The organism is Gottfriedia acidiceleris, assembly GCF_002128425.1.
GTDB classification, from domain to species: Bacteria; Bacillota; Bacilli; order Bacillales; family Bacillaceae_G; genus Gottfriedia; species Gottfriedia acidiceleris.
Window position 1 is genome coordinate 290694 of the sequence record NZ_NESS01000001.1, and the last position, 15079, is coordinate 305772.

Sequence of the window (15079 nt, forward strand, 5' to 3'; positions counted from 1 at the left end):
AACTAATTATTTTTACATTTTTCAACATTTATTTACTTTTATTTATTATTTTAATCATTCGAACTTTAAATTTGTCATCTATTCTTATAGAGTAATAGATTTATATGAGGAGATGATCAAAAATGAATGGGAAAAAATTAATTTTAGCAGCAATGACATCACTAATGGTATATTCAGGAGTTAGTCAAGTTTCAGCACAAACACTTTCTGAGAACAAGAATTCGCTAAAGTCATTTGGTCCAAAAGGATTTGACCTTCAAGCGCACCGTGGAGGACTAGGACTTACAGTTGAGTCAACTTTAGCTTCATTCTCTCATGCACTTGAACTCGGCGTAAGTACTCTTGAGCTAGATGTACAAATAACTGAGGATCATCAAGCTGTCATTACACACGACCGTAAGATTACAGGTAACAAATGCTCTGACACTAAACCAGCATTCGTTGGCGATACTGAGTACCCATACGTTGGCAAATACATAAAAGATTTAACGCTAGCTCAAGTAAGGACGCTTGATTGTGGTTCAAAAGGTCTACCTCAATTCCCTGGTCAGCAACTGAGTCCCGGTGCTCACATGCCACTATTAACTGAAATATTTGATCTTGTAAAGCAATACAAAGCTAAAAAAGTGTGGATGAATATTGAAACAAAAGTAGAAGCTGGAGCACCTGAACAGACAGCTCCTCGCGAGGAATTCGTTCAAATTGTTGCCAAACAAGTTCGTGAAGCCGGCATGCTAAACCAAGTGTCAATCCAAAGTTTTGACTGGGGTGCGCTCAAGCGTATGCATGAAGTTGAACCTCGATTACCTCTTGTTGCGCTAACGAACGGACCTGAATTTCTACAACCTGGCAAACCCGGTAAATCCCCTTGGTTAGGTGGAATTGATATTGATGACTTTGATGGGAATCTCGTTGCTGCTGCTCATTCATTAGGCGTAGACGCAATCTCTCCAGTACATGGTTTCCCACAAGATGGCAAAATAACTGACGCGAACTATTCGCCTTATATTACTAAAAGTATGGTTCAAGAAGCTCACCAGTTTGGTATGAAAGTTATTCCATGGACAGTTGACGACCAATCAACTATGCAAAAGTTGATTGATGATGGAGTTGATGGAATCATTACTGATTACCCTGACCGACTACGTGATGTGATGACTCAGAATCATTTTAAGTTACCTAAAAGCTACTCTGATAAGTAATCCACGGATTTCTTATAAATACTCTATTAATCTCTCAATATACAATTTGTGATAATATTTAAAGAAATTCTCATATAAAAAATAAATTCCTGTTAGAACTAAAGGCTGTCTATTTAGACAGCCTTTAGTGAATCAAATACAACTAAAACCTGCTTTAGTTGTATAGAATAGTCTGAGTTATATTCGTCCTCAAACTATCCCCTCCTACCTTTTTTCTTAAATAATCAAATTCCATCATAATTAAACTAATGTAAAAGTTTGTTCAATAAAATAGTTAAGTATTCAACCATAGATCAATTTCCTTAGAAATATCCTGTGATTTAAGTCACAAATAATGATTATATCCTGCCCTATAATAAGGTTAGTAAAAGTTAGGGGGATGAATGATGTTTTGTAACCAATGTGAACAAACTCCGAATGGCGGTTGTAAGATTGTCGGTGTATGTGGAAAAGATGAAACAATTGCAAGTTTACAAGATACTATCGTTTATGGATTAAAGGGAATTGCAGCTTACCGCACACATGCAGCTCAATTAGGGTATACTGATCCATTTGTTGATCAAGTAACACATGAAGCTTTATATATGACTTTAACAAATTCTAATTTTAACTTACAAGAACACATTGATATGGCTATGAAAGTAGGTCAGGCAGCCATTCGGGTAATGGAGCTATTAGATGAAGCTCATACAAAGCATTTTGGAATTCCTGAACCTGTACAAGTTACTTCTAATAAAATCGAAGGAAAATGCATTGTAGTGACTGGTCACAATTTATTTGCATTAGAAGAATTGTTAAAACAGTCAGAGGGTAAAGGTATAAATATTTACACCCACTCAGAAATGTTACCAGCTCACGGTTATCCAGCATTGAAAAAATATACACATTTAAAAGGGAACATCGGAAAAGCTTGGTTTGATCAACGTCGGTTATTTGAAAAATTCCCTGGAGCAATTTTAGCAACCACAAACTGTGTGATGCCAATAAAGGGAAGTTATGCAGATCGTTTCTACTCATATGAAGTAGCTGGATTAGAAGGTGTAACAAAGATTATAGGGGAAGATTTTTCCCCATTAATTCAACGTGCATTAGATCTACCAGAAGCAAATATGGAATCAAAAGAAGTAATGACAACTGGTTACCATCACGAAACAGTTTTGTCTATAGCTCCTGAAATTGTAGAAGCTGTAAAAAATGGGAAAATTCAACGGTTCTTTGTTGTAGCAGGATGTGACGCCCCAGGAAAAGGTGGAGAATATTATCGTGAACTTGTCACTTCTTTACCAAATGATACAGTAATTTTAACAACATCTTGCGGTAAATTCTGTTTTAATGATGTAGATTACGGTACAATAACTGGTACTAGCATTCCTAGATTTATAGATTTAGGGCAATGCAATAATTCAATTTCCACAATTAAAATTGCGGCCGCTTTAGCAAAAAGCTTTCATTGTAGTGTCAATGAATTGCCAGTTAGCATTATACTTTCTTGGTTTGAACAAAAAGCTGTAGCCATATTATTAGGGCTATTTAGTATTGGCATCCAAGATATTCGAATCGGACCAAAAGCACCTGACTTTATTAATGAAGGAGTTTTAAAAGTATTAGTTGATGCATTTGGCTTAAAATTAATTACTAATGCAAAAGAAGATTTGAATACTATTTTACAAGGATAATTTCCTAAATGAACAAAGAACTTCTCTTACATGGGAAGTTTTTTTTATGTTTATTTCTGTTTCAATGTTCTTATTTCTACTATAAATAAATGAATAAGATGAACAACTGAGCTCAAAGTATCGATCATCTCGTTTTTCCCGTATTGATTGAATTGTTGCTAAAATGTAATTATCTGTAACGCCAGAACATATCATCTTCCTTAAGTCATTCCCTTCTATAGCGATTTAGCCTACTACCACATCAAACTTTTCTTATTCTATATCCTTAGAGTTCTATGCTTTTGAATAGCATGGTATTATAGTAATAAATGTTTTCTTGATAAATACAATGGTGTTCAACTTTAACGGAGCGGAGATACTTTGATGGAAAAAAATATCAAAAGAAAAAGTGACCTTTCAATCGTTTCTGAAGACTTGGCTTCCTTATTACAGTCAATCGGAACGACTCGTTCAGTAAAAAAAGGTACCTTCTTATTTCAAGAAGGAGAAGATGCGAAAGAATTGTATATAATTAAATCAGGAATGATCCAAATAAGTAAGCTAACTATATACGGTGATGAATTAAATCTTCGCATTTGTAAAAAAGACGACTTAATTGGAGAATTAACTCTCTTTTCAGAGAATCCGAACTATATGCTTAGCGCTTACGCTTTAGAAGCAGCAGAAGTGCAGGTTATCCCTAAAGATATCTTAGAAAAAAAACTAATTAACGATGCTCCATTGACATTTGAATTTATGAAATGGATTTCTACTCACCTTAGAAAAAATCAATCAAAGATTCGTGACTTAGTATTAAATGGTAAAAAAGGCGCACTTTATTCTACACTCATCCGTATATCAAACTCTTATGGAGAGTTACAAGAAAACGGAATTCTTCTTAATATTCACCTTACCAATCAAGACCTGGCTAAGTTTTGTGCTGCTACTAGAGAAAGTGTTAATCGGATGTTAAGCCATTTAAAGAAAAATAATGTTATTAGTTATTCTTTCGATGGAAAAATTATCATCAAAGACTTACAATTTCTTAAAAATGAAATTGGCTGTGATAACTGTCCAAAAGATATTTGTAACATAGATTAGTACTCTTAGTACTCTATAAGACTATTTATAAATTAAGTTATTGCATGTGTCTTTATATGAATTTATTAAAATCGTTTTATTAAATAGCCTTAACTTAGGTTCAAATGTTTTAAATAAATTATTCATCCTAGCCTCATTTGTGTGATATACTTCACAACATTTCTTTCGATGGATTGATAATATTTACTTAGTAAATTTTATTATTGATCCATTGAAAGGGGCATCATTATATGCAAGGTTCTAAAATTCAATTACCTCTTCAAACATCAAGTCTCATCGTGGGGTTCATGGTGTGGGTACTCATTTCTTCACTAATGCCAAATATTCGGCAAGATATTGAATTAACAAATGGTCAAGTCGCACTAGCCACGGCCATCCCTGTAATCTTAGGAAGCATTCTACGTATTCCAATCGGGTATTACACAAATCGATTTGGAGCCAGACCCATTTTCACAAGCTGTTTTCTTGCTCTTTTATTTCCTGTATTCTTCATTAGTCATGCCGATTGTCTTTTAGATTTAGTTATCGGAGGATTGTTCGTTGGAATAGGTGGGGCAACCTTTTCAATCGGAGTAACTTCACTGCCAAAGTATTACCCTTCACATAAACATGGTTTTGTGAATGGAATCTATGGATCTGGTAATATTGGTACAGCCATTACTACTTTTTCTGCACCTGTTTTGGCTAAATCATTTGGCTGGGAAACAACGGTCAGATTTTATTTAGTATTATTAATTGTGTTTGCCCTATTAAACTTTCTGTTCGGTGATAAAAGTGAGAAGAAAGTAAATGTTCCGATTATAAAGCAGGTAAAAGAGGTTTATCGTAATTCAACTTTATGGGCACTTAATTTATTCTATTTCATTACTTTCGGATCATTTGTTGCATTTACAATCTATTTACCAAATTTCTTAGTTAATAATTTTAATTTAAGTCCTGTTGACGCTGGTATACGTACAGCTGGATTCATTGCTCTAGCAACATTTTTCCGACCAATCGGTGGCCTTCTTTCAGATAAATACAATGCTTTCAATATATTATTGTTTGTCTTTGGGGGGCTAACATTCTCAGGAGTTCTATTATCTTTTTCGCCTACTATTAAACTATACACAGTAGGAGTTTTATTAGTAGCAGTTTGTGCAGGGATCGGAAACGGTATAATTTTTAAATTAGTACCACTCTACTTTACAAAACAAGCCGGAATTGTAAATGGTTTAGTTGCTGCTATGGGAGGTTTAGGTGGGTTCTTTCCTCCATTAGTTTTAACATCTGTGTTTAGCTTGACAGGACATTATGCGATTGGATTTATGGCATTATCTGAGTTTGCGCTTCTCAGTTTTGTTATTGTTGTATGGATGACTTACCGTGAAAAATTGAAAATGGAATATAAAATACTAGAAAATATATCTAAGCAATGATGGTAACAAGTGAACAGGGAGTAATTCAAAAAGTAAATCTTTTGTTGATTAAAGGAACGGTGGTCTAATTACTGTAGACCACTTTCTTTTTTGTGTGATTAACTATGCTTGTCATACTATTCCCACACTTACCTGTAATAAATGTCACATGAGATTTCTACCGTTTCTTCTATAATAATAGATGAATCGAACGTTAGTGATAAAGTCACAGGAGGAGAAACTGATCATGTTAACTGTTAAATTACATGCTATTAGCCCTGATAAATCTATCGAACATACCCTTCATATGAATGGGTTTAGAATACAAGACGGAACGTATTTTTACACAAACAGTAACATTAAATTAGAAGGTGTCGTAGATTCCAACAAAGGATCTTTAAAAATTAATTTTTCTCCACAATTAAATCTAAAACAATATACAATCGTACACGATATTATTAAAAATCTTATTCTAGTTCTTAATGCTAAATATAATGATTCTCAAAGTTTATTAGGCTACTTAATTAATGGAGAAGGAGCTTACATCATTACAAATTGGAATTATTGGGTCTCCTTTCTTCAAAAAGCGAAACTACATAGTTTAGAAGGAAAAAAAGTACGAGTATTCGATGAAACAAAGAAAGAAATTGCCTCTGGTATGTTTATAAGCTACATAATGGATGAACAAACATCATCTATTTCAGAATGTACTTTGATTACACATTTTGGTGAGAGATCCTTTAAAGGAAGCAATTTATTAATTGAAGCAACAAACGAGTGGTAACTTAAAAACTTAATCTATTTTAAACATAATATAACTAGTAAAATCATAAGTAAAAATCCCCCAGTTTTTTTAAACCCAGGGATTTTTATTATTACTTCCATGCATACATTCTATCTGTTAACCTTGATTATTTTTGATATTCTTGCTTTCTCCATTTTAAGTAAGTTAGAAAGCAAACTATAGAAGAAAGAACGCCTATAACAGTAAATAGCTTAACATGTTCATATTTTTCTCCATAAAAAGACTCGATCGTCCATTGAAGCATCACCACGTTAACAAATAGGGTTATAAATATGATTATCCAATATTTTTTATGAACCATGACGAACTTTCCTTCCTACTGCGTAAACAACATCATTTATTACTTCTAATTCTATCAGTGGTAATTCACGCTGAGGTGGGCCAGCTAGAGGCTGACCATTATTCACGCTAAAAAATCCACGGTGACAAGGACACAATAGCTTTGATTCTTCCTTATCATAAAAAACAGGACATTGTAAATGAGTGCATTTATTATTATAAGCTTTTAGTTTACCATCTTTTGTGTGTACTAGTATCGCAGGTTCATCAGCTGTTGGATAGTTAAAGTTCATTGAACTATCTTTTGGTAATTCTTTTAATCTTATAATCTTTTTTCTGTTCGAATCATCTTTCTTATTATTGAGGGCAATAGCTGAAAATGGAACAGTTGCTAATCCTAGAGTAACGGAAGCACCTACAACGGACTTTAGAAAAGATCTTCTATTTAATTTTAAATCTTCATTCCTGTTTAAGTTATCGATTAAGTTAATCATATCATCTTTTGTTTCTATTACATTTCGTTTCCCTTTACTATCTTGAGGCATAGGTACGTCTCCTTTCGCCTTACATGATCTTACTTACGTATACACTCCAAAGAATTCTGGAACGTATTCCCACTTATTTCCTTCTTGTGGTTTTTTACCTTCAACTAGGTTCATCTGAGATCTTTTTCTACGCAGCTGCTGCATTTCATCAAAATCAATAAAACGAATCGCATCACTAGGACATACAGAAGCACACATTGGTGCAATATCGTATTTTGAGCGATCGTAGCACATGTCACATTTGTACATTTTATTTTCTTTAAAATCGAACTTAGGAATACCAAACGGACATCCAAAAGTACAATTCCTGCAACCTATGCATTTCTCTTCCATAGCTGAAAGAACTACACCTTCTTCAGTTATTTGAATGGCATTCGCGGGACAAACACGTGCACACGCTGGATCTTTACATTGCATACAAAGCATCGGAAAGGTTTGACGACTTTCCATGAAATCAACATATTCTACATAGTTTCTTTCTCTTGCGTCATGATCACCGCATTCTCGGCAAGCTGCTTGACATGAACGACATCCAATACATCGCTCAAATTCTAAATACATGATTTTATTCATCAATCCCGACTCCTTGCTAAAGTTATTTATATTTCTCAATCTTCAGTGAGCATACTTTAAATTCTGGCATTCTCGAAATCGGATCTAAACATGGATTGGTTAATTGATTGACCGCTAATTCTTTTCCCCAATGATATGGAACAAATACCGTATCCCTTCTCGTTGCTTTTGTTAATTTCGTTTTAACTATCATTTGGGAACGTGGTGTTATTAACTTTACAAGCTCGCCATCTTCTAATCCATATTGGCTTGCAAGTGCCGGATGCATCTCAGCAAATGGCTCAGGACATTGTTCCATAAGAAACTTGACTCTTCTTGTTTGAGCACCAGATAAATAGTGAAACACTACCCTTCCTGTAGTTAAGAACAAAGGATACTCCTTCGTTGGAATTTCACCTGCTTCCTTCCATTCTACAATTGGTAGGTTTGCTTTACCGTCTGGCGTTCCAAACTGGTCTATAAACATCGTTGGAGTGCCCGGATGGTCTTCGGAAGGACAAGGCCAAAATACTCCGTCTTCATTATCAATTCGATCCCATGTTATTCCGTAATAGTCTGCTTTCCCACCTTTAGTGGCTAATCGAAACTCTTCAAAAACTTCTTTGGCATTTTGATATGAAAAATATTTACCTTTGCCCATTCGTTCTGCAATTAAGCTCACAATCTTCCAATCTGGCTTTGATTCACCTAAAGGTTCTCTTACTTTACGGATTCGGATTACTCGACCTTCGAGGTTTGTTGTTGTTCCTTCATCCTCTGCCCAAGTAGTAGCTGGTAATACTACATCAGCAAACTCTGCTGTTTCAGATAAGAAGAAATCACTGACAACTAGAAAATCCAGCTTCCTAAACCCGTTCCAAATATGTTCAAGATTCGGTGCAGAGACTGCTGGGTTACTACAAATAACATGCATACCACGAATGTTACCTTTCTGAATTTCATCGAACATTTCATATGCAGAAACACCTGGCTTTGGCATTTCGCTTGGATCGATTCCCCATACTTTTGATACATACTTCACTGCTTCTTTATCTGTAAGCTTTCTATATCCTGGTAAAAGGTCGGCTTTTTGCCCGTGCTCTCTTCCTCCTTGACCATTTCCCTGACCCGTAAAAGTAGCAACACCAGAAGCAAATTTACCTATTTGTCCCCTAAGCAGTGCCATCGATGTATAAAGTGAAACGTTATCTACACCTTTTGACTGTTGTTCTACACCTCTCGCAAACATAACAACTGATTTTTGAGATAGTCCATAAATATGAGCAGCTTTTACGATTTTTCCAACCGACACGCCTGTTATCTTTGAAGTAAATTCAGGTTTGAACTTTTCAACTGTTTTCTTAAGTTCTTCAAAATTATTACATCTCTCATTTACATAGACTTGATCTACGTAGTCATTTTTAATGAGTAGATGAAGTATTCCGTTCGCCAATGCAGAATCTGTACCTGGCTTAAGATCCAAATGTACATCTGCAACACGCGCTGTTGGAGTCTCCCGTGGATCTGCCACAATCAGTTTAGCTCCCTTGTCCTTTGCTCTCCACAACCATTGGATGCTCGTTGGATGACACTCAGCGGTATTTGAACCAGCAATAAAGAAACAGTCTGTATGTTCTAATTCAGTCCACGGAAGGGTTGAACCTCTGTCAGTTCCGAGTGTCTTAATGAATCCCCCTGCTGCAGAGCTCATACAGAATCGACCATTGTAGTCGATAAACCTGGTACCAAGACCAACTCTCGCATATTTACCTACTAAATAGCATTTCTCATTAGTCATAGATACTCCACCAAAAACAGATAAAGCATCTCTTCCACTTTCTTTTTGTATTCGCTTAAAGTTTTCTTCAATAAGGTCTAGCGCTTCATTCCAAGTAGCTTTAACAAATTCTCCGTTTTTCTTAATAAGTGGAGTAAGGATTCGTTCATCGTGCTCAACAGTTTGGTATGCGGTTACCCCTTTTGGGCACATTTTTCCTTTTGTAACTGGCCAGTCATACCTTGGCTCTACCCCAACTACTTTTCCTGACTTCTCATTCACACGAATATGCATTCCACATTGCATTCCACAATAACAACAATGGGTAGTAATTAACTTTTCTCCCGGTTTATGAAGGTTTTTAACACCTTCTTTGACAATGTATTGGCTCATTCTTCATGATCCCCTTTGTTATATAAATTAATATTTTCTTGTACTTCCTCTGGAAAACGATAATAATCATCTGATCTGTTTTTACTAAAACCAGACATTTGAATTCCATTTAATGTAGATATAGGATCACCACTTTTAAGATGTGGCTTTGAATTTAGCTGCTTCATGACTCTGATTCTTCTTCGACATGGTAAACAGTAGTCTGAGAGATAACTTCTATCTTCAAGTTGTAAATCAAAGCTTTGGGCAGCTAATATATCTTTTACATCGCTAATTTGATCATCAGAACTATAGAGTTTCCCACATCTTTTACAAGGCCTTGTATACACCATAAGTTCTTGTTGATAGTTCATTGGTACTGCTGTTGCTAATGGACGGATTGGTAAATGAAATAACTTTCCGAATGGAAAATAGATAAGTAAAATAACAACTGTCAATTGGTGAATAAGTGTTAAGTAATGGTGCAACCAACCATCTAAAAGTGAATATGAAACAGTTAATATGAGTCCTGACACTGTTACAGCTAGCAATAAATATAAAGGTAATAAATCAAATTCAGCACGTTGTGTCACTTTTACATCTTGACTCACTATTCTTCTTGCGATTGCCATGATTACACCAATAAGTACCATAACAGCTGTAATGTTTAATCCGTTGTAAACCATTTCAGCGAATATACCGTGTGCTGCCATTGAAATGGTATCAACACCCATAACGACAATTGTGTAGGTATTTGGATCTACAAGTTCAAAGTGCATCCAGCCAAATGTCAAACCAAAGGTGATTGCAAAGGAACCAATGCATCCCCAAGAAATTAGTAAATGTTGTACACCTCTGTAAATACCTCTTTTAAAAATAAATTTCTGTAAGAAAATATTTTCAAATGCTGTTTTGGCGATAGATGTTAAATTCCGTTTTTTTCTTGAATTTTGTTTTAAATTTTTCAAACTACGCTTTATGACCTGGTTTGTTGCTGGCCTGATAAGCCATGCAGACATCCTAATCGTTAGGCCTACTGCAAAAATGAGCGAAGAAATAAAATAACCCATTAATGCCATATCGAAGTGTAAAAACCGGTCCGTTCCAACCCACGTTGTAAAGAGTAGAAGCAAAATAATAAAAAATGAATACATACTGCTTTTTGAGTAAAATGAGCGCTCGAGGGAATTTCTCATATCATGTTCAACCTCCATGTGAATTTTTTAACATCGAAGTGTCTGTTTAATTGATAAAATTGGATACATGATGAAGTCTTCTTCTTTGTCATAATTGTACAGAAAGACTAATTCCAAGACTGTGAAATACATCACACAACTGGCTCTTAAAATTTGTAAAATGCGGGGTCAATTTGTTAGCTGATTGGGAGATTATCGATCCATTTAAATGTTATAAGGGATAAGGATTGAAATATACAAAAATAGCGACTTCAATTAGCAGAAGTCGCTTTTCTATAATGAACATATAAATGGGCAGTATGTGCAAAAACAAAAAAACTAGTATTGCACCCTTATTATCTCATCCTGAAACACTTTAAGGGTTTTCTGTTATCTGTTTCATTTAAAGACTTATAATTGAAGTGTAATAGATTAATTATGTTTGAGATTAATTTCTATATAGACCTATTATATTATAGAACTTGAAATAAAGGCTTTGTTATAAAAAATTGTTGCTAATCTTATTGAACTAACTGATTCGTTAGTTCAACAAGATTTCTACAAATTCATTCATGGTATCCATAATGCAAGTTCCTAAATATATCTTAAAAAAGTGGAATTAAAAAAGCTCTATTACATTAATAAAAAATTAATCGTAATAAAGAGCAATTTAACTACCTACTTATTTCTTCTATTATACTTTCATCATCCTGGTAATAAAAACAGTTAATCCTTTATTCCATCTAAAAATTATGTTATGGATTAACATCTACACCAAATGGACCATCTCCTGTTCCTATAAAAGTTTCAGCAGAGTTAGAAGGTCCACTATATACTCCTAAATTGTCAGCATTCTCGTCAGCCACGTAAATTTTGTTTGTATTTGGATTAATACCTACACCACGTGGGCCAAGACCTGTATTTAAAGTAGCAATAACTGTATTACTATTTCCATCGATTACTGAAACAGTAAAAGCGGTTTGGTTTGCTACATATATACGGTTTGAATTTTTATTTACACCTAAAGCAATAGGTACTGTACCAACTGCAACTGTTGTTAAAACAGTATTCGTATTTCCATCGATTACTGTAACATCATTGCTACCTGAATTTGCAGTGTAAATTCGATTCGTGTTTGGATTTACTCCTACATCTTCTGGTGCAGTACCAACTGTAATGGTAGTTATGACTGAATTTAAGTTTCCATCAATTACACTGACATTATCACTAAACTTGTTTGCAACGTAAATTTCATTCGTATTCGTATTGACTTTAATACCAGATGGTCCATCACCTACTGTCAGTGTCGTAATTAATAAATTTGTACTTCCATCAATTACTGTAACATTATCTGACCCTTGATTCGAAACGTATAGTCGGTTTGTAATAGGATTTACAGCTACTTCATCTGGACCAGTTCCTACTGGGATTGTAGCTATAACTGTATTTGTATCTCCATCAATTACTGAGACATTATCACTTGCAAAATTAGCCACGTAAATTCTGTTCGTAACTGGATTTACGGCTACACCTCTTGGGGTTGTTCCTACCGGTACTGTAGCAATGACAGAATTTGTATTTCCATCTATGACTGATACATCGTTACTATTTGTGTTAGATACATAAATTCGATTAATTGTTGGTGCGAACGCTGGTCCAGTTGCTCCTGTCGCTCCATCTACTCCTGTTGCTCCTGTTGCTCCTGTTGCCCCATCTGCTCCTGTCGCTCCCGTTGCTCCATCTGCTCCTGTCGCTCCCGTTGCTCCATCTGCTCCTGTCGCTCCCGTTGCTCCATCTGCTCCTGTCGCTCCCGTTGCTCCATCTGCTCCTGTTGCTCCATTTGCTCCTGTCGCTCCCGTTGCTCCTGTTGCTCCATTTGCTCCTGTCGCTCCCGTTGCTCCATCTGCTCCATCTGCTCCTGTCGCTCCCGTTGCTCCATCTGCTCCGGTTGCTCCTGTTGCTCCATCTGCTCCTGTTGCTCCTGTTGCTCCTGTTGCCCCATCTGCTCCTGTCGCTCCCGTTGCTCCATCTGCTCCTGTCGCTCCTGTTGCTCCATCTGCTCCTATTGCTCCTGTTGCTCCTGTCGCTCCTGTCGCTCCCGTTGCTCCATCTGCTCCTGTCGCTCCTGTTGCTCCATCTGCTCCGGTTGCTCCGGTTGCTCCGGTTGCTCCGGTTGCTCCGGTTGCTCCTGTCGCTCCTGTTGCTCCATCTGCTCCTGTTGCTCCTGTTGCCCCATCTGTTCCTGTCGCTCCCGTTGCTCCATCTGCTCCTGTCGCTCCCGTTGCTCCATCTGCTCCTGTCGCTCCCGTTGCTCCATCTGCTCCTGTCGCTCCTGTTGCTCCATCTGCTCCGGTTGCTCCGGTTGCTCCTGTCGCTCCTGTTGCTCCATCTGCTCCATCTGCTCCCGTTGCTCCATCTGCTCCTGTCGCTCCCGTTGCTCCATCTGCTCCTGTCGCTCCCGTTGCTCCATCTGCTCCTGTCGCTCCCGTTGCTCCATCTGCTCCTGTCGCTCCCGTTGCTCCATCTGCTCCTGTCGCTCCCGTTGCTCCATCTGCTCCTGTCGCTCCCGTTGCTCCATCTGCTCCTGTCGCTCCCGTTGCTCCATCTGCTCCTGTTGCTCCATCTGCTCCTGTCGCTCCTGTTGCTCCATCTGCTCCTGTCGCTCCCGTTGCTCCTGTTGCTCCTGTTGCTCCATCTGCTCCTGTCGCTCCCGTTGCTCCTGTTGCTCCATCTGCTCCTGTCGCTCCTGTTGCTCCATCTGCTCCTGTCGCTCCTGTTGCTCCTGTTAATCCTGTTGCTCCGGTTGCTCCATCTGCTCCTGTTGCTCCTGTTGGACCTGTGATCCCTGTCGGCCCTGGAGGAGCTGGTGGAAATGGACCAGTTGGGCCTGGTGGGGTTGGTTGCCCTGGTGGGCCTGGTGGAAATGGCAAATAGATACACCTCCATAAAATTATTGTCGTACTGTTTATATTATTTAATAGAGTACAAGCCTGTTTGGATTTTAATACTATTACTATTAATTTTTGTAAAAAAACTCTATATACTAGATTTCATTTTTATAAAATATAGTATTTTTGATTTTTAGTAATAGTTTGTACAGTATTTTTTAGATTTTTTTGTGCGATGTAGTAGTTAAATTCCATGTCCCTCTCCAATCCTTCGTTTACTCATCTACAATTTGTACGTTCTATGCCATCTTCATCGTTGCTATAACACTATCGCCAATTTTAAGTGTAGCGTGTCCCTGTTTTCCTAAAATATTTTGAATAGTAAATCCGTCTTTCCTGCCATATAGAGCAAAAAAATAGACTACCGAAGTAGCCTATCTTTGTACAACTAATACATGCGCTAGCTGAATAAGGAATAATATCTTCTACCTTCATAGGTTAGTACGTTTTTATACTACCAGTTCAGTTCATTTCATTAACTAAGAGTTCTAAAAACTTACCCGATATATCTTTTTTAGAATTTAAGAGTAAATATAGATTCTATTGGGAGCATCCTCTGGACTACTATCTGCATCATAAGCCCCCAATTGAAGTTTGTACCTTACCTGGATGAATAGCAGTTACTGAGATTGGTTTATCCTCTAACTCTTGATTTAAACAAAGTGTAAGCATATTTTGTGCTGCTTTAGCGATCCTATATGAGTAAGAAAACTTCCCTTTTGGAAATTCATCTCTGCCCATTTTAGATAACGAACCTAAACGTGATGAAATATTAATAATCCGTGGATTTGTAGACTCACTTAAAAAACTTAATGTTGCTTGAACAGTTCTAACTACCCCTAAACAATGAACATTGTATAGATTCATTAATTCTTTTGTGGTTACATTCTCAATTTCATATGTTTCTCCTGGAATACCTGCATTATTTATTACAATATCAAGACTGTTGGTGTAAAAACTTAGTCGAGAAGCTATACCTTTAACACTTTCATATTTACTAATATCAGCGTATATGGGATGACATTTTTCTTTAAACAATTCTATAAGGAAAGTTAGAGATTCCTTACTTCTTACAACTGGAAAAACCGTATGACCATTTTTATGAAATACTCGTACTAATTCTAATCCTAATCCTCGATTTCCTCCCGTAATCAATATATTCATTAAAATTCCTTCCTTTAAGATTAACATCATAGCCTAATACATTCGTCTGAATATTATACTTTTTCATATTTAACTATCCTTACATTCAATTCAATAAAAAAATCGAC

General features: G+C 36.6%; 10 protein-coding genes and 1 pseudogene. 5 read left to right on the top strand and 6 right to left on the bottom strand.

Features of this window, described 5'->3' with window-relative positions:
- Positions 1-122 precede the first annotated feature (122 nt).
- The 5 genes from B6K90_RS01520 to B6K90_RS01540 all read left to right on the top strand — a co-directional run bounded on the left by B6K90_RS01520 (position 123) and on the right by B6K90_RS01540 (position 6139).
- On the top strand, positions 123-1202 hold the full coding sequence (locus B6K90_RS01520) for a glycerophosphodiester phosphodiesterase (RefSeq protein ID WP_088010776.1): 1080 nt from the start codon (positions 123-125) through the stop codon (positions 1200-1202).
- 386 nt (positions 1203-1588) lie between these two features.
- On the top strand, positions 1589-2878 hold the full coding sequence (gene hcp / locus B6K90_RS01525; protein ID WP_088010777.1) for a hydroxylamine reductase: 1290 nt from the start codon (positions 1589-1591) through the stop codon (positions 2876-2878).
- A 363-nt stretch (positions 2879-3241) separates the two neighbouring features.
- Positions 3242-3958: a Crp/Fnr family transcriptional regulator gene (locus B6K90_RS01530; RefSeq protein WP_088010778.1), complete on the top strand. Its 717-nt coding sequence runs from the start codon at positions 3242-3244 to the stop codon at positions 3956-3958.
- Between the two features lie 230 nt (positions 3959-4188).
- Positions 4189-5376 carry a nitrate/nitrite transporter gene (locus B6K90_RS01535; RefSeq protein WP_088010779.1) on the top strand — a complete coding sequence of 396 codons (1188 nt, stop codon included), beginning with the start codon at positions 4189-4191 and terminating at the stop codon, positions 5374-5376.
- Positions 5377-5602: 226 nt separating this feature from the next.
- Positions 5603-6139: a hypothetical protein gene (locus B6K90_RS01540; protein ID WP_088010780.1), complete on the top strand. Its 537-nt coding sequence runs from the start codon at positions 5603-5605 to the stop codon at positions 6137-6139.
- Positions 6140-6450: 311 nt separating this feature from the next.
- Here B6K90_RS01540 and B6K90_RS01550 read toward each other — a convergent pair whose 3' ends face one another.
- The 6 genes and pseudogenes from B6K90_RS01550 to B6K90_RS01575 all read right to left on the bottom strand — a co-directional run bounded on the left by B6K90_RS01550 (position 6451) and on the right by B6K90_RS01575 (position 14972).
- Positions 6451-6984: a Rieske 2Fe-2S domain-containing protein gene (locus B6K90_RS01550; protein WP_088010782.1), complete on the bottom strand. Its 534-nt coding sequence runs from the start codon at positions 6982-6984 to the stop codon at positions 6451-6453.
- A gap of 33 nt (positions 6985-7017) precedes the next feature.
- Positions 7018-7557, bottom strand: a complete 540-nt coding sequence (locus tag B6K90_RS01555; protein ID WP_088010783.1) for a 4Fe-4S dicluster domain-containing protein — start codon at positions 7555-7557, stop codon at positions 7018-7020.
- 22 nt (positions 7558-7579) lie between these two features.
- A complete protein-coding gene (gene fdhF, locus B6K90_RS01560; protein ID WP_088010784.1) occupies positions 7580-9706 on the bottom strand; it encodes a formate dehydrogenase subunit alpha in 2127 nt (708 codons plus the stop codon).
- On the bottom strand, positions 9703-10881 hold the full coding sequence (locus tag B6K90_RS01565; RefSeq protein ID WP_174567628.1) for an MFS transporter: 1179 nt from the start codon (positions 10879-10881) through the stop codon (positions 9703-9705). The genes fdhF and B6K90_RS01565 overlap by 4 nt, the downstream gene beginning before the upstream one ends.
- Before the next feature lie 734 nt (positions 10882-11615).
- Positions 11616-13790 (bottom strand): beta-propeller fold lactonase family protein, encoded by a 2175-nt coding sequence (locus B6K90_RS01570; protein ID WP_139840662.1) that lies wholly within the window; start codon positions 13788-13790, stop codon positions 11616-11618.
- 480 nt (positions 13791-14270) lie between these two features.
- A pseudogene (locus B6K90_RS01575) lies at positions 14271-14972 on the bottom strand (SDR family NAD(P)-dependent oxidoreductase).
- Positions 14973-15079 lie beyond the last annotated feature (107 nt).

Excerpts from the sequence above, each read along its gene's own strand:
- B6K90_RS01565 (WP_174567628.1), bottom strand. The coding sequence starts at position 10,881 with ATGAGAAATTCCCTCGAGCGCTCATTTTACTCAAAAAGCAGTATGTAT.
- B6K90_RS01530 (WP_088010778.1), top strand. The coding sequence starts at position 3,242 with ATGGAAAAAAATATCAAAAGAAAAAGTGACCTTTCAATCGTTTCTGAA.
- B6K90_RS01535 (WP_088010779.1), top strand. The coding sequence starts at position 4,189 with ATGCAAGGTTCTAAAATTCAATTACCTCTTCAAACATCAAGTCTCATC.
- B6K90_RS01540 (WP_088010780.1), top strand. The coding sequence starts at position 5,603 with ATGTTAACTGTTAAATTACATGCTATTAGCCCTGATAAATCTATCGAA.
- B6K90_RS01520 (WP_088010776.1), top strand. The coding sequence starts at position 123 with ATGAATGGGAAAAAATTAATTTTAGCAGCAATGACATCACTAATGGTA.
- B6K90_RS01555 (WP_088010783.1), bottom strand. The coding sequence starts at position 7,557 with ATGAATAAAATCATGTATTTAGAATTTGAGCGATGTATTGGATGTCGT.
- B6K90_RS01550 (WP_088010782.1), bottom strand. The coding sequence starts at position 6,984 with ATGCCTCAAGATAGTAAAGGGAAACGAAATGTAATAGAAACAAAAGAT.
- hcp (WP_088010777.1), top strand. The coding sequence starts at position 1,589 with ATGTTTTGTAACCAATGTGAACAAACTCCGAATGGCGGTTGTAAGATT.
- fdhF (WP_088010784.1), bottom strand. The coding sequence starts at position 9,706 with ATGAGCCAATACATTGTCAAAGAAGGTGTTAAAAACCTTCATAAACCG.